The organism is Gloeocapsa sp. PCC 7428 (genome assembly GCF_000317555.1).
GTDB lineage: Bacteria > Cyanobacteriota > Cyanobacteriia > Cyanobacteriales > Chroococcidiopsidaceae > Chroogloeocystis.
Map to the genome: position 1 here is coordinate 4,929,931 of NC_019745.1, position 15,658 is coordinate 4,945,588.

A 15,658-nucleotide genomic window follows, 5' to 3' on the forward strand; every position below is an offset into this window, starting at 1 on the left:
GAGGTAAACTTTGTTAATATAGCAGCGAATTCATGCGCCAAGCTACTCAAATACTACTGTACGATTACCATAAACTAAAACACGATTTTGTAAATGCGATCGCACTGCTCTTGCTAACACTACGCGCTCTAAATCTTTCCCTTTCCGAACGAGATCAGCTACATCATCGCGGTGACTAACTCGTGCTACATCTTGCTCAATAATTGGTCCTGCATCGAGTTCAGGTGTGACATAATGTGCCGTAGCGCCAATAATTTTGACTCCTCGTTGATAAGCTTGATGATAAGGACTTGCACCGATGAAAGCAGGTAAAAACGAGTGATGAATATTAATAATATTAGGAAACTTATTAATAAATTCTGTACTGACAATCTGCATATATTTTGCCAATACCACTAAATCTATTTTGTAGTGCTGTAATAGTTTGAGTTGTTGTGCTTCTTGAGTAGATTTATTTTCTTTTGTAATTGGAGTATGATGAAAATCAATACCAAATTGCTCAGCAACTTCTTTTAAATCAGGGTGATTGCTAATAATTAAAGGAATTTCAGCAGTAAATTCTTTAGCTTTGTGTCGCCAAATTAAGTCGAACAAACAATGATCTTGTTTACTTACCCAAATGGCAATACGCGGAATAGTATCAGAAAAATGTAATTGCCAATGCGCTTTTAACGGTTGAGCGATCGCACCGAATGCTGGTGCAATCAATTCGCGTGGTAAATTAAAGCCATCAAGTTGCCATTCAATGCGCGTCAAAAACAAACCTGCTGCAAAATCAGTGTGTTGGTCTGCATGAATGATATTACCGCCATTAGCGTAGATAAAGTTAGCAATTTTAGCGACTAAACCTTTTTGATCCGGACACGAAATGAGTAAAGTTGCAGTAGGGCGGTTCATGGGGAAGGAGACGGGCTAGCAGAAGTAGGTGTTTGCGGTGTATCGTTTTCTATTTTCCACTCGGCTAAATCGCGATTGACACCATTTTGGAAATTTGAAGATACTAAGAGTAGATCTACATTACCGCTAGGGCTGGTTCCAGGATCGACTTGCGCATATAAGAAGTTACCAGTAAAGTCAGGATTGCCTAAATTTAACTGATGCGTTTGCTGATTATTGAGCGTCACTGTAACCGTTGCTTGTGGTTTCGCTAAACCGTAGTCTGTCAGTTGATTCGCAGGAACTTGAATTGTGCGATCGCTTCTTCCTTGTACAAGTAAATCAAGTAGATAAGAAATCGATGCATTACTTGCGGGAGTCTTTTCAGGCGACGTCATGATCCATCGTCCATTCTCTCGCTCAAAGTTTAACGTTTGTCCTTGAGTTTGAATTCTTAATGCTTGTACTTGTTCTTGCGTAAACCCGAATATTTGCTGTTCTCTTGCTTCTGCTTCCTGACGCTGTGTCGCACCTCGAATTTCGTAGAAATAAACAAAACCTCCTAAACCGAGTGCTAAAAGTAGCAAAATCAAAGTAGTACGCTGTAGCTTCATATAGCAATCCTATTTGAGTTGTAAGATTTTTTTGGAGACGTAGACGCGGAGCGGTGAGCAGCGCGTTGGGCGGCTCTGCCGACTTGAAGCGACTGCGAACCCGAAGGGCATGCCGTAGGGTACCACTCCAGACACAGAGGAGCCAGTGCGCCCTTGGGGGTTCCCCCCGTTGTAGCAACTGGCGTGCAACTGGCGTAACACAGAGAAAAGAGAAAAACAGAGAGTCTCACGAATGATTTAGGACTGCTATAGTACTATTTATTTCTCCTCTGCTTACCTCCTACGCCACCATAAAAATACGGCTGAGGCGAAGCCAATTAAGGGAATCAATAGCAGTGCGGTTAAACCTAAAACGTTGGCTTGCTGTGCTGCTAAGTTAATGCGGCGGTTTCTTGGTTCTCTAGGGCGAATTGATAGTGTTTCTTCGTCTTGCTTACTCAACCAACCTATCGAGTTGAGGAACACATCGCCGTTAAGTTGTTGCTCAAATAATCCATCTACTGCAAAATTAGAATCGCCAAAAATAACAAGTCTTGCTTCTTGCGACTGTTGATTATTGACTTTGCGGCTTAGTGCAGCACCGATTGTGAGTGGACCTTGAACGTCTGTTTCTGGATTAAACTGTAATTGATCGCCCTGCAAATTACTTTCTGCCCAAGTTTGCGGACTTGTAATGAGTAAAGGTGTCGCTTGGACTCCAGCAACTTCGCTCAGTTCTAGCGATCGCGCTTCACTGTAGAAAGAAATTCCATTATTAAAATCCTGCGTAATCGGATGCTCACCGTAAGTATCTACCACAGGAACCGCAGGACCAAAACCAATACTTGCACCCGCTGGGTCAATCACAATGCGATTATCAAGGGTAACACCCCAAGATTTTAATAAACTGTCTAGCCCTGGATTCGTATTCGGGTCAATCATCAAAAGTAAACTACCACCAGAATTAAGATAATCTGTTAAAGCCTTGACTTCTGGCGGAAATAATGCTTGCTTGGGACCTGCGACCACTACTATTGTGGCGTCTTGGGGAATTGTTGGGTTTTGGATTAAGTTGAGAGGTTCGGTTGTGTAGTTGCGTTCTCCTAATGCAGTCAACGCTTGCGAGAGTCCACCTTGTTCGCCCGTGACGGGAAGTTCGCCGTGTCCTTGGAGGAAGTAAACCTTTGCAGTGCGATCGCTAATCACTTGCTGAATACTATTCGTTAAACGAACTTCTGACAATCGTTGTTCATTATTGACAACTTGCACTAACCGCCGCTGTTGTCCTGCTTCGAGATGAACTTCACCAAATTGCTTGACACCAAACTTTTCGGCTAATCCGCGTTGAACCTGCGGATCGACGTACTCAAAACTAAATTGCGGATTTTGCCGACGATAATTTTCTAGCAATTCGCGATCTTGCTGGTCTTGATTGCGGTCAAAAATCCACACATTCACAGGTTGCGACAAATTCCGCACGATTTGCTGTGATTGAGGTGCCAAGGTAAACAACTGGGCTTCCGTAAAGTCGCGCCGCACCGGATAGCGCACAGCTAAGAAATTAATCAACCCCAAAAGTGCCAATACAGAAAGTGTAGCAATCAGTGCATTCGTTCCCGCTTGAGTTGAACGCCGACTCCACCAGCGATTTTGATTCGCACTCAATATCAGCCATAAACCAGTAATAACGACACCAGCAACAATCAACCCTAACGGTACTGGTTCCCAATCATTAGATACGAATCCCGCCGTTAACCCAGCAACAAAAAGAATTGGACCAAGCCAAAACAAATACTTCCAATACCTCTGATTTCTTCTCGCAATAGACTTCATATACAGCGATCCTAATTCTTGATGAGATATCTCTCCTAATCTCTTTCCTCTGCGTTCTCTGTCTTTAAAAGTTTTGATCGGAGGAAACCTCCGCTCAAACTTTTCGCTGCGCCTCTGTGGTTCGTTTCTAAATAACTAGCGACTACGAAGTTATCTTAAGAACGTTGGAAGCGCAATGCATCGATAGATTGAGCAGTCAGGAAAATCCCCAAGAAAATATAACTTGCAAATACAACAATACTACTTGTGTCAAAAATCCCTTGAACCAAGTTATTAAAATGTCTTAGTAACGAAAGATGACCTAATGCTTCTCCTATTGGACCACTAAACGCCCGCGCCACAGTATCAATCACCCAGAGAAAGAGAATTAAAGCAAACGTCAGAACTGCTGCGAGTAATGTGCTATCCGTTAGTGAAGAGATAAACATTCCTAAAGACAATACACTAGCTGCTAACAGAATCAAGCCCAAGTGTCCCAATAGCGGAACAGCGGGCGGAACCGGAGGATTTGCGGCGCTCAGCGCGATCGCTTGATACGCTAATAACGGCAGAATCATCGCCACAAAAAACGTTAATACTCCCAACAACTTGCCAACAGCAACAGCCCAATTTGTCACCGGTGACGTCGCGAGTAACTCTAAAGTGCCGCGTTTGCGTTCTTCTGCATACAAACCCATCGAGAGAATGGGTAGCACAAACAACGCTAGCGAACCCATAATACCTAAAAAAGCGCGTAAGAATTCATAAGCTACATCAATTGGTGGTGCAGGTACTCCGATTTGTTGTGCTTGTAAATCGGCTTGCGCAGCTAAGGAAACATATCCTTGCGGACCTAGTAAAATAACCGTAAAGAAGAATCCCGACAATAGCCAGAAAATTCCGGCGATCGCATAAGCTAAAGGCGATGCAAAGTAACTTTGTAACTCTTTGCGATAAATTGCCGCAATATTAGCCCAAATCAGTCTCATTGCGTTACCTCTTCTTTCTGCTTCTCGGTTGCGTTCGCATTGTCTTCTAATTTCTCTTGAGTCGTTAGACGCAAAAACACATCTTCTAAACTCGCCCGCGTGCGTCGCATTTCATGAACGCCGATTCCCATACTCACCAAAGCAGCAATAATCTCTTTTCCAGGTTCAATTCCAGGTTCTGACACGACACGCAAAACCGCACGTGCAGGAATTTCTGTTGTTGTCACTGGTTCTACGACTCGCACTCCTGGTAAGCGTTGTATTTGCTGTTGTGCAGCAGTGGAATTCCCTTCAATTTCTAACTCATACCCAGAACCACCCGCTAAACTTGCTTCGAGATTATCTGGTGTATTTGTCGCCACAACTTTTCCTTGATTAATAATTGTGACGCGGTTACACGTCATCCTCACTTCAGGCAAGATATGCGTAGACAAAATAATCGTATGCGTTCCTGCTAAGCTTTTGATGAGATTGCGAACATCGATAATTTGTCGCGGGTCGAGTCCGACGGTTGGTTCATCGAGAATAATTGCAGGGGGATCGTGAACGATCGCTTGCGCAATTCCCACGCGTTGGCGAAAACCTTTAGAAAGCTTGCGAATCAACACGCGGCGTTTTTCTTGTAAATTGCAGCGTTTGAGCGCCGCGTCTACTTTTGATGCGCGATCGCCTGCGGGAACACCTTTAAGCCGCGTCACAAAGTACAAAAATGCTTCAACCGTCATTTCAGGATACAACGGCGGTGTTTCTGGCAAGTAACCAATGCGCTGACGTACCGCTAAGGAATTCTCATGAACGTCATAGCCTGCAATTTTGGCACTTCCACTCGTCGCTGGGAGATATCCAGTCAAAATCCGCATTGTCGTGGTTTTACCCGCGCCATTTGGTCCTAAAAACCCGACAATCTCACCAGGTTCGACGCTAAAGGTGACATCTTGGATTGCTGGCGTAGATCCATAAACTTTACTTAAATGCTCAACTGAAATCATCGTTTTGCAGCGGATTTAGTTTGAGACTCTATATTAGACCACCATGTTTTAGCATAAAAAGGGGTAACAGGGGCAAGGCAGTACCCTGTCTGTATTGGGGGGATTAGTGGAAACGTTTCAATCAGAATATTGGGAACAGCGCTATCAAGAAGGAACAACACGTTGGGATTTAGGACAAGCAGCACCAGCGTTTGTAAGTTTATTACAGTCACAATTACCGCCTGGAAAGGCAGCAGTTTTAGGTAGTGGTCGCGGTTATGATGCGATCGCGTTTGCTCAATATGGCTTTGATGTGATTGGTTTTGATTTTGCACCTGCTGCGATCGCCGAAGCTACTACAATCGCCCAAGCAAGTGGCAGTTCAGCCAAGTTCTTGCAACGTAATATTTTTGACTTAATTACTGAATTTCCTCAGTATTTCCACTATGTTATTGAACACACTTGTTTTTGCGCAATTAATCCACAACAGCGCCAAGCTTATGTGCAAGTCGTACGAGAAATTCTGCAACCACGAGGCGAACTCATAGCAATCTTTTTTACGCATTCTCGCCCTGGCGGTCCACCTTTTGGCGTGAGTTCTGAAGAGATTAAACAATACTTTGAGACGGATTTTGAAATTCTTAGCCTACAGCCAATTACTCATTCTGTACCAGCGCGTCAAGGCGAAGAACACTTTGGACACTTTCGTTTGATGTAAAAAATAGCTTGGCGGTTAAAACCGCAGCTATACAAAGAAAACCTATCTTCATAGGTTTGAAATCTCTAATTTATTTTTCCTAAATTCTATAATACCAATCCACTACATGAAAAATACAAGTAATTTCTCCTCTACACAAGAAGCTGCCCAGATGTCGCAACTTTAAAGTGAAACGGTATAAGACCTCTCATTTGGAAGTAGATCTTAACGTCAAAAATGGTAACAGTAGATTAAGAACATTAAAAAAGGCATTGATACATGGCGCATTCCAGCCTAGAACAAATTTCCGCACAATTAGAAAGTCCAAACTCACGCGATCGCATGTTGGCGCTTGCGGCGTTGCGCGATGTTCCCGCAGCAGATGCGGTACCACTTATCAAAAAAGTCTTAGGAGATGAAATCCTCCAAATTCGCTCAATGGCTGTCTTTGCGTTGGGAATTAAACCAACCGATGAGTGCTATCCGATCTTAGTCAAACTCTTAGAAACCGATCCTGATTACGGAATTCGTGCTGATGCGGCGGGGGCTTTGGGTTATTTGGGGGATCTTAGAGCCTTTGAAGCTTTGGTACGCGCGTTTTACGAAGATACCGAGTGGTTAGTTCGTTTTAGTGCGGCGGTATCGTTAGGGAATTTAAAAGATCCGCGCGCGCATGAAGTGCTGCTACAAGCCTTAGACAGTGATGAAGTTGTGTTACAGCAAGCAGCGATCGCAGCGTTAGGTGAAATCAAAGACATCAACTCAGTCGATCATATTCTGCGTTTTGCGCAGTCAGAAGATTGGTTGACAAGACAACGCCTAGCTGAAGCTTTAAGTCAGCTACCGAGTGAAAAAAGCGTGTCTGCATTAAAATACCTAGAAAAAGATAGCCATCCGAATGTCGCCGCTGCTGCAAAAATTGCTTTGGAACGTCTAAACGAAGCTTCTAACTGAAGTTTGAAACACCCAAGCAAGCTGCTAACTTAGGATATAGGTTTAAACGCAGGATAAATTAATGGATATTCAAGAATTTTTCGAGCAAAGTGCTGGTAAATGGTTTTCACATCGCACAAGTCATCACTTAGCTTTTAAACAATCTGAGTCGGGAAAGTCTGATATTACAATTGAAACGCTGCCAAAAGATCATCCAGAAGTCGTTAAACTCTGCGAACAGTATGAGATTGATCCCACCCAAGCTAGCTGTGGCGCGCGCGTTAGCTGGAATGGCACAATGGAATGGGACGAAGAAAAGCACGTTGGTTCTACAGTATTAGTTTCGGTTCCCGACGCTGAAAATCCTCAAGAAGGTAAGCTATTACGTGAAATTGGTTACGCCGAAAAAGTCCCTGTTGCAGGGCGCTACGTTATGGGTAGCGATGGCGCATTAACCTTAATCACAGAGTACGAAACAATGTCTTCGGAAGAACGCCTGTGGTTCGCAAGTCCCAATTTACGAATGCGCGTCAGTGTCTTAAAGCGCTTTGGTGGCTTTAGCATGGCTTCATTTACCTCAGAAATTCGGATGGGAGGTGCAAAGCCAGTAACTCAAGAAACTGAAACATCGAATGCATCAACTTGAGGCTGAGCGGATAAATTCGCAGCTAAACAAACTTATGAAGAAAACTCTGATTTAGAGTGTGCGTAGTAGCCCCAACTTCAGTAGGAAGGCATCTACAAATTATCAGATTCTGACTGCTTTTTGGTACTACGCGAAATAGCTTTAAGCTTTGCGTAAAAGTCTGAAGTAGTAGCTTCTGGTGGAGTAAACCGCACAATTGGTGAGTAGTTGTTGCAATGATGCGATCGCCTTTCGTTTACAGTACTAGTAACATAAGGTTGACTTGTAGGCTCAACAACGGTTACTGACGATCCACTCTCGCGTGGAGATATGTCAGCGACAAAATGCATTCGACTATTGTAGGCTATCTTGTCATCTGCGGATTCGAGTCGTTCGATCAGTGTTTCTGGTAAGTCAGCGCACACAAGGCGCTCGAATTCGTGGTTGAAATGATGCAGCGCATCACCGCGACGCTGCCACACTGCTAAAATTTGATTGACAGAAACTGCTTTGTAACGTCCGCGATACAAGGCTTCAATCACCGCAGCACGTACCCATTTTTCTGGATAATTAGCAAACCATTGAGCGATTAATTCACTGCTTGTGTAGCCCCCTAAATCAAAGCTGTAGTGAATTAACAATGCGGCAACTAATTCAGCATTAATATTTTTACCTAGTTGATTCATCAGACTCCGTGATAAGCGTCAAGCTAGATGAGCGTGTAATCTTTAACGTTGAGTGGTGTAGCAGCATTGACTAATGCTAGCAAAGGTCCGTCTTGTTCTTGTCCATTTACGGCTAAATCGCTATGACACAAATAAACTCTCTCTTCTACTCTAGAGAGTAAATCTTGCAAAATGCGGTGTAATCTTTGCCAATCAGCATTAAGTGTATCTTCGGCTGTCCAACCTCGCGCGTAGCGATCGTGAAGAAACAACGGCGCGCTAAATAATGTCGCAGCACCCCCACTTAACCACAGCGGCGAACCCGCATCAAGCCAAAATTGCCAGCGATGACATTTTCTACTAGAACGGTATTGAAAGATTGTTGCTAAAGTAACAGCACGACTCATCGGACCAATGGGACGTACGGGATATGGATTAGCGGTAATCGTACCACTTTGCAGCAGTTGTACAAATTGCGCGATCGCTCCCTGCGCTGGTGTCTCGATCGCTTCACTTTGGCGAAATCGAGTATCAACTTCCCAGTAGTGTTGTGCGGTTTCTAAAAGTTCGCGCAGCGCGGCTAATTGTTCGTAGGGTAAATTACTTCCATTCCACAAAAACCGCTGAATTGCGCGGTCTAATAGCGAAATTGGACTAGGAATCAATCGCTGTTGTTGTTGCGATCGCTGTAATTCGATCCATTGCACAATTTCTTCATAAGCTGTCGTTGCGGCGTAGCCCAAGCGATCCCAGCGATCATATGCGGTTACAGGTAACAAATTCGGTTGTTCTGGATGCGGTTGATAGCAATGATCGGCAATGAGTCCCGCGCGCACTAAGTCAATATTAGGAATCAGCGTCTCTTGTCGATGTCTACTCAATACAACTAGCATCTCAGCTACCGCGTTGCGGTCAATTAAGCGTCCTAAACCAGGATAGACGAAGCTTAATAACGTGAGTAACGCTCGAATAATCGGATAACTGACAAGCGGACGTTGATCGTTGAGGGGGGCGACAGGAATTCCTTGCTTGGTCAGCAATTCTACCAGCGTGTACCGCGCGATCGCATCTAAACCAGGCGCAATGACGGCGATTTCCTGCGGTTGAATTTGTCCTGATCGCACCGCTTGGGCAATAATCTCAGAGGTTTCTCTTAATAAATCTCTTCTAGAAGTGGTTTGAATCGACTGAAAGTTTGGTAGTGACAAGACGCCAGCCGTGTTATCGAGTAATTCACTAACGGGTAGCGATAATGTATTTGCCAGACAATTTAAAAGTGGCTGTGGTAAAGATTCGACACGACAGCGATCGCGTAACCCTGCGATATATTCTGGATCTGCACCTAATCCTAAACGAATTCCACCATTCGGATTATAGGTAAACGCGCCAACGACTTGGCGATCGAGCAAAAAGTCAAATACATCGCGCATTACTCCTGGGTAGTCATCGACATCATCTGCGAGTACCGCTTGATAACGGCGTAGGAGATGTTGTTGATAGTTGCTATCGGGTAACAAATACTGATAATACAGTTCGGTAATGATGCCATAGGTAAGCAATCCGCGTTCTAAACACCAATTGCGCCATTGCAACAGCATTGTTTCGAGTAAAGGCGTTTCGACGATTCCTGTTGTCGTGACTTCTTCGGTGGTACTAAAACTGCGTTCTAACAACGGTGCAATTTCTGCGATCGGCGTGCCGCTATAAGCTGCGAGTTGCAAAATATCTAGAATCCGACGAATTAACCGATACTCATTCACACCTGTCGCGCGAATTGTTTCGCTATCGAGATGCGATCGCCATAAGCGGGTTGCGAGTTCTTGTTCGGTTTCTGGACGCAACCGTACGGGAAATTGTGCCCTTAAGTTGAGGATCTGAATCAGTAACGGCCAAAATAGCATCACCTCATCTTGGAAAAAACCCAAAGGCGTCTTAGCGCGCACAGGATATTTACCTGCGGTGACAGTAACAATTCTTTCAACCAATTCCCGCCGATTATCGTCATTTGCTGCTAAACATAACACTGCTAGTTCAGTTTGTTGATTATTTAAGTGTTTTTGCGGCTTTGGTAGATGACGCGGCTTTTGACCATTAGTCGTGTTTTCTACCCATCGACAAAACTGCGTTACCAAACGCGCTGTCTTACCACTACGACTCGAACCCTCTATCCAAACGGAATCTGAAAGCACTAACTCTCACCTCTGAGATTTGTTAAGATACCTCGTACATTGATTAACTAATAAAAATTACTATACAAGGCTGGATAACTGCCTGCCATGAAAAGGTCCATTCCGCAACAAATTTACTCGTTCCTAGTAAAAGCACAGCAGTGGTATTTAGATACACCAGAGCGCTCTTTGGAAGAAGCTTATAAGGCTGCCTTATTAATTAAGGCGATGGAGGACGAGCATTTTAATGGTCAAAAGATAGCACCAAATCCTAATTATGGAAGTAGTGCGATCGCTTATTTTCAAGCTGAGCTTAAAAAACATTTAAAAACTATCCGAATGCGACTCACAGAGTTTAGGGCAAGTCGTTCCTGGATCAATCCTGATTATCAAAATATTACAAAAATTACTAAAAATGACGGGACATTTCCAGATAAAGATTCTTTTGCAATCCAAAAAAGAAATCATCAATCGCGAATTTTAGAAAAACTCAGGTTTATTGATGAAATTCTCGCTAAGTACGATGCCGACGAAACCGTTGATTTTGTACCAAGTGAAGCTCCTATTATTCGTTCCGAACCCGCGGGTATAGAACCGAAGCTTGCTCCTAACGTAGTAGTTAAGAATGCTGGTACTACCCAAAGACCTAAAACAAAAGCTGAAACCACAAGCGTCTTACCACGTTCTATTCTTAGTACTATTAACCGTCTTAAAGTTGAATTAGATCCTAGAGCCGAAGACGAAGTTGTTAAAAAGTTTCGTAATTCTCAAAGAAGAACATTCATCTCTATTAGACTAATTCTTTTACTAATTATAGTCCCTTTTTTAACACAACAACTATCAAAAAATTTAATTATTAGTCCAATCATCGACCATCTACGTAACTCACAAGAAACCGTAATATTTCTGAATCCTGAAATGGAAGAAAGAGCATTAATTGAAATGCAAAGGTTTGAGGAACAACTCAAATTTAGAAATCTTTTAAACGAGGAAGTTGAACTTTCTCCAGTACAGCTAGAGCAACAAATGCAAGTGAAAGTAAGAGAAATTGTTGAACACTTTCGCTATGAAAGCGCTAATGCCGTCAAAAATGTGTTTGCTGATTTGTTATCTGTCGGAGCTTTTACTTGGTTAATTGTTACAAGTAGAAAAGAGCTTGAAGTTCTTAAAGAATTCATGGATAATATTGTTTATGGATTGAGTGATAGTGCCAAAGCATTTATTATTATTCTATTTACCGATATCTTCGTAGGATTCCACTCAACGCACGGCTGGGAAGTTCTTTTAGGAACGGTGTCGCGTCATTTCGGCTTACCAGAAAATCGCGATTTTATTTTCTTATTTATCGCGACATTTCCAGTCATTCTAGATGCAGTTTTCAAGTATTGGATCTTCCGCTACTTAAACCGAATTTCGCCCTCAGCAGTAGCAACATACCGCAATATGAATGAGTAAACTTATTTCAAGTTTTGAAGGCGTGAGTTGTGCATCGAACGTTACATTAATTATTGATTTTCTTTTCGCGTTCTTGAAGTCGATTCAAAAAAGCTTCTAAAGAGCGCTTGCGTGCTAGAAGGTACTGCAACTTTTGGTAACGAGCGATCGCAAGACTTACACTCGGCAACTGTTCCATAGGGCAAGGATAAGACCATTTTTGACCAAGGTCATCTACACCACAAAGGTAGTAACCAGGGCGTGGCGCTTCACACGTAACTTCACTTTGATCGAACTTGTAAGTCGCTTTCACATAGTTGACAGTCGTAACTTCGCCTGGCGCAGTTTGGTGGCGAGACTCTAGCCAACCATCAACAATTGGTCCTTCGTGATAGAGATCTTTAATTTGTTGCACAACCTGCTTAATTTGTTCTTTGCACGTTGCCACATCCATTCTTGGTTTAGGTAAGAATCGCTTATAGGTTGAGTTGGTTGTCTTTTGGTCGCGCTTGCTAGTAGTAGTAAACTGCGGCAACTGCGGTTGTTTATAAGCTTCGTCTGGAACTGGTTGCATAGCGTCTGCTTGAGTGCGATCGCCGTGAATTTTAAAAGAATAGCTGTGATTTCTAGAAGCGTTATCCTGAGACAAGGAGGAAATGCTGATAATTTTTGCGTGGTGTCGGTTTGGCTCTAACTTTTGTAGTTTTGGCTTCATGGTCTCCATCCGAGGAATCAGCAGCTAATTTATCTTTGCTTCGAGCAATGCGATTTTCAAGAAATCTTTTTTGAGTATCGCATTTCTAGCAATAATACTGGTGGTCATTTTATCGGTTAGAAGTCAATAACACCAAAAATGACGACAAAATGTACAAAAACATAGCCCAACAAGATACTTTCAGACCTAGAATCAAATCGTAACCTTTAAAGCCTTCCTGAATCATCAAGGACGACCTCGTTGAGTAAAGTTATTCTAGTAACAGGACCAGCTAAATCGGGTAAAAGTGAATGGGCGGAAAACCTTGCGACACAAACGGGTAAATCTGTAATTTATGTAGCCACCGCCATCATTAACGCTGATGATTCTGAGTGGTTGTCTCGAATTAACCAACACCGCCAGCGTCGTCCTGCAACTTGGATAACATGGGAAGTTCCACGACAATTAGTTGATGCGATTACCACACCGCAAAATGACTGTCTGCTGATTGATTCGTTAGGTACTTGGGTCGCGAACCTGCTTGAGGAAGACAACAACAACTGGGAGAATATCCTACAAAACTTATGCTCAGCTTTAAGCTCAGTCGAGAAGGATATCATTCTAGTAGCAGAAGAAACAGGGTGGGGAATCGTCCCAGCTTATCCGATCGGCAGAATTTTTCGCGATCGCTTGGGTAATTTAGTGCGCCGGATCGCGGCGATCGCGGATGTCGTTTACTTAGTTACTGGCGGCTACGTACTCGATCTCACTGCACTAGGTTCTCCATTACCGCCCTACCAAAAGTGAGAAAAGCCCTGGTCAGAGCTATATTAACCTTTTCTTCCTAGCGTTCAATCAAAATGATCTGTCACTATGAAGTAGTAGATCAATATCTGCGTACAATTTTTCGCCCCTCGCCCCAATTTTTGTCATGGCATCAGAACAAGAAGTAAGACAATATCTTGCCTACTGGTTTCAACTAGGTAAAAGAGTGATACTCAACAACGGTCAGCAAGTTATCAAACCGAAACTTGTCGTTCAGGGCGATCGCTACAGCCAAGACTTTGAAAACTGCTGGCAGCAATTACAATCATCGAACTTAAATGAGTGTTATCTAGAGGGTACAGAACACTCGATTGCTGAATTGCTTTCCCCTGCTTGGGAAGTAGATTCCTGCGCGCGTTGCAGTATGCCGATTCCAATTCCTAGCGTCGGCGTTTCTTCGTTGTCGTGTCCATGTAATGATCTACCAACTTGGCCCAATACCGAAGTTCCTGCACCGCGATCGCCTGTTGATTCGCAAGCACAACTTGCAAGTATTCGCGATCGTCTTCTTGATATTGGTAGTCAAGGTAGCTAACAAAATAATAAACTGTCGATTCCTAAGCGCGGGCGATCGCTGTACTTCATTTGCGCATCGGCGAATTTATACATATATAGCAGGGGTCAGGGGTCAGAGGTCAGGATTGAAAATGAGTTAGGGTAATAGTTATAAGTACCTTCAATGTCCTAACTACCCCAACAAGACTGCTATACTTTGCACTTTTCTGCAATGAGTATGGCAGATTTTAGCAATTAAGCTGTCTCATTAATGAAGGCACGTTGGCACTTTCCATCCGTGCAGATATAACCTTTGCTCAATTACTTTAGAAGGATGCATCAGTCATCTACTAATAATTTGTCTGTAGAAGATAAAAAATTAGCATCTTGCGACTTTTGTAGATCTCCTTCTTATATTGCTGTATCAATTGTGACTCTCATTGAGCAAGATATCCTCTTACTTATTTATTTCATTAGTATCCTGTGGTGCGTTACATCTTACTTAAGAACTCAAAAAGCATTGCAATGGTGGTCTTACGGTCAATCGATTAAGCTAGCTGATGAAGCTGAGCGAATCAGAAATAATTTACTACAAGAATCGTGCTGCATGCGTCGGAGTATCGAGCGCTCAATTGCGGAGACACCAGAATTATTTGCGAGAAATAAGCACGAGTGGATAGACAGCGTTGAGTTTCTTCATCATTCTTTAGCAAATTTGGGCGATCGCCTTGCGCCTCCCTATGTAGAACACAGTCTTCCTTTAGCGATGGAATTTCTCATCGAATCATGGCAAACCAAAAATTCTCAGCTAAACATCAAGACACAACTGCCAAAACTCTGGCGAGATGAATTTCCTAGTCATAGCATCATTGTGCTACAGATTTTGGACGAATTACTGAGAACACTATCGGTTAAAAATTTAACAAAAATTTCACTAGAAATTAGTTTAATTCCACTACAATACGAACTTAACGAGCTAGTTGTTAAAATTTCTTACCCTGATGCTCAGTCGCTTTCACTGTGTTCGCAGTTACCGGAACTGAAATATCTCAAGCGAACTTTTAAATTCCTCACATCAGGACAGTGCTTCTATCGAAAAACGAAGTTAACTGAAACGTTGTACTTTCGCTGGCGATCGCTGAAAAGGAATTAATATATGACAAACAATTTATTACAGCAAAAACAAAAAATTCTTGTTATTGATGACCACGAAACTGTTCTCAATGGAACACTTTATGCACTTAAACAGCACTATCCAGAGGCTGACATTCGTACAGCACAAACAGCACAACAATTGCTAGAACAATTACCCAGTTATAAACCCGATCTTGTTGTCATGGATCTTTCAATTCCAGACAAAATGGGAGAACATGACAAATCTGATGTAGGTATTCAACTCCTCAAAACTTTGATGCAGCAATATCCTACGCTTAATTTTACAGTTCAAAGTAGTTACATAAAAGCTTTAGTACGCATCAAACCCACGATTGATGCGCATCAGGGAGGCTTTACTGTAGCTGATAAAAGTCTTTCTACCAAAGAGATGTTGAAGCGAGTTGATTGGGCTTTACAAGGGTTGACCTACACAAAAGATTTAAAAGCGATGCATAGTGGGTTAGAAATCAAACAAGACTGGCTGACGCTGTTGCAACTTGCATTTGAAGAAGAATTACAAGATCAGGAAATTGCTAAACGAATGCTAGTATCGGCTCGTACTGTGCGCCACTACTGGACAAAAGTCCAAGACGTGCTTGAAGTATATCCTGATGAAGGTAAGAGAAACATTCGCATTCAAACCGAAAGACGTGCTAGAGAAGTAGGATTAATCGATTAACTGGCATTAAGCATTGAACAGTTAGCAATGAGCTAGTAGCTAAGTAGATG

At 42.8% G+C, this 15,658-nt stretch carries 16 protein-coding genes; 8 read left to right on the plus strand and 8 right to left on the minus strand.

Annotated elements, in window-relative coordinates; genetic code table 11:
* Window positions 1–42 precede the first annotated feature (42 nt).
* The 5 genes from purU to GLO7428_RS21705 all read right to left on the minus strand — a co-directional run bounded on the left by purU (window position 43) and on the right by GLO7428_RS21705 (window position 5,259).
* Window positions 43–897 carry a formyltetrahydrofolate deformylase gene (purU, locus tag GLO7428_RS21685; protein WP_015190727.1) on the minus strand — a complete coding sequence of 285 codons (855 nt, stop codon included), beginning with the start codon at window positions 895–897 and terminating at the stop codon, window positions 43–45.
* Window positions 894–1,490, minus strand: coding sequence for a DUF4340 domain-containing protein (locus GLO7428_RS21690; protein WP_015190728.1), 597 nt, complete (start codon window positions 1,488–1,490; stop codon window positions 894–896). Before GLO7428_RS21690 ends, purU begins: the two co-directional genes overlap by 4 nt.
* Window positions 1,491–1,763: 273 nt before the next feature.
* Window positions 1,764–3,302: a Gldg family protein gene (locus GLO7428_RS21695; RefSeq protein ID WP_015190729.1), complete on the minus strand. Its 1,539-nt coding sequence runs from the start codon at window positions 3,300–3,302 to the stop codon at window positions 1,764–1,766.
* A 155-nt stretch (window positions 3,303–3,457) separates the two neighbouring features.
* Complete coding sequence (locus GLO7428_RS21700; protein WP_015190730.1) at window positions 3,458–4,270, minus strand: ABC transporter permease; 813 nt, start codon at window positions 4,268–4,270, stop codon at window positions 3,458–3,460.
* Complete coding sequence (locus GLO7428_RS21705; RefSeq protein WP_015190731.1) at window positions 4,267–5,259, minus strand: ABC transporter ATP-binding protein; 993 nt, start codon at window positions 5,257–5,259, stop codon at window positions 4,267–4,269. The genes GLO7428_RS21700 and GLO7428_RS21705 overlap by 4 nt, the downstream gene beginning before the upstream one ends.
* A 106-nt stretch (window positions 5,260–5,365) precedes the next feature.
* Between GLO7428_RS21705 and GLO7428_RS21710 the strand changes: the two genes are divergently transcribed.
* The 3 genes from GLO7428_RS21710 to GLO7428_RS21720 all read left to right on the plus strand — a co-directional run bounded on the left by GLO7428_RS21710 (window position 5,366) and on the right by GLO7428_RS21720 (window position 7,514).
* Window positions 5,366–5,956 carry a methyltransferase domain-containing protein gene (locus GLO7428_RS21710; RefSeq protein WP_015190732.1) on the plus strand — a complete coding sequence of 197 codons (591 nt, stop codon included), beginning with the start codon at window positions 5,366–5,368 and terminating at the stop codon, window positions 5,954–5,956.
* A 258-nt stretch (window positions 5,957–6,214) separates the two neighbouring features.
* Window positions 6,215–6,889 carry a HEAT repeat domain-containing protein gene (locus GLO7428_RS21715; protein ID WP_015190733.1) on the plus strand — a complete coding sequence of 225 codons (675 nt, stop codon included), beginning with the start codon at window positions 6,215–6,217 and terminating at the stop codon, window positions 6,887–6,889.
* A 61-nt stretch (window positions 6,890–6,950) separates the two neighbouring features.
* Window positions 6,951–7,514 carry a phycobiliprotein lyase gene (locus GLO7428_RS21720; protein WP_015190734.1) on the plus strand — a complete coding sequence of 188 codons (564 nt, stop codon included), beginning with the start codon at window positions 6,951–6,953 and terminating at the stop codon, window positions 7,512–7,514.
* A 92-nt stretch (window positions 7,515–7,606) separates the two neighbouring features.
* Here GLO7428_RS21720 and GLO7428_RS21725 read toward each other — a convergent pair whose 3' ends face one another.
* Both GLO7428_RS21725 and GLO7428_RS21730 read right to left on the minus strand, forming a co-directional pair.
* Window positions 7,607–8,179: a hypothetical protein gene (locus GLO7428_RS21725; RefSeq protein ID WP_015190735.1), complete on the minus strand. Its 573-nt coding sequence runs from the start codon at window positions 8,177–8,179 to the stop codon at window positions 7,607–7,609.
* Window positions 8,180–8,202: 23 nt separating this feature from the next.
* On the minus strand, window positions 8,203–10,347 hold the full coding sequence (locus GLO7428_RS21730; protein ID WP_015190736.1) for a hypothetical protein: 2,145 nt from the start codon (window positions 10,345–10,347) through the stop codon (window positions 8,203–8,205).
* 87 nt (window positions 10,348–10,434) lie between these two features.
* Here GLO7428_RS21730 and GLO7428_RS21735 point away from each other — a divergent pair, with 87 nt between their 5' ends.
* Complete coding sequence (locus tag GLO7428_RS21735; RefSeq protein WP_015190737.1) at window positions 10,435–11,781, plus strand: proton extrusion protein PcxA; 1,347 nt, start codon at window positions 10,435–10,437, stop codon at window positions 11,779–11,781.
* A 46-nt stretch (window positions 11,782–11,827) separates the two neighbouring features.
* Here GLO7428_RS21735 and GLO7428_RS26255 read toward each other — a convergent pair whose 3' ends face one another.
* Window positions 11,828–12,475 (minus strand): nitrogen regulatory protein P-II family, encoded by a 648-nt coding sequence (locus GLO7428_RS26255; protein ID WP_015190738.1) that lies wholly within the window; start codon window positions 12,473–12,475, stop codon window positions 11,828–11,830.
* Window positions 12,476–12,715: 240 nt separating this feature from the next.
* Between GLO7428_RS26255 and cobU the strand changes: the two genes are divergently transcribed.
* The 4 genes from cobU to GLO7428_RS21760 all read left to right on the plus strand — a co-directional run bounded on the left by cobU (window position 12,716) and on the right by GLO7428_RS21760 (window position 15,608).
* Window positions 12,716–13,261, plus strand: a complete 546-nt coding sequence (gene cobU, locus GLO7428_RS21745) for a bifunctional adenosylcobinamide kinase/adenosylcobinamide-phosphate guanylyltransferase (RefSeq protein WP_015190739.1) — start codon at window positions 12,716–12,718, stop codon at window positions 13,259–13,261.
* Between the two features lie 124 nt (window positions 13,262–13,385).
* Window positions 13,386–13,814: a hypothetical protein gene (locus tag GLO7428_RS21750; RefSeq protein WP_015190740.1), complete on the plus strand. Its 429-nt coding sequence runs from the start codon at window positions 13,386–13,388 to the stop codon at window positions 13,812–13,814.
* Window positions 13,815–14,204: 390 nt separating this feature from the next.
* Window positions 14,205–14,927 (plus strand): hypothetical protein, encoded by a 723-nt coding sequence (locus GLO7428_RS21755; RefSeq protein ID WP_155823828.1) that lies wholly within the window; start codon window positions 14,205–14,207, stop codon window positions 14,925–14,927.
* Window positions 14,928–14,930: 3 nt separating this feature from the next.
* Window positions 14,931–15,608: a response regulator transcription factor gene (locus GLO7428_RS21760; protein WP_015190742.1), complete on the plus strand. Its 678-nt coding sequence runs from the start codon at window positions 14,931–14,933 to the stop codon at window positions 15,606–15,608.
* The last annotated feature ends 50 nt before the right edge of the window (window positions 15,609–15,658 follow it).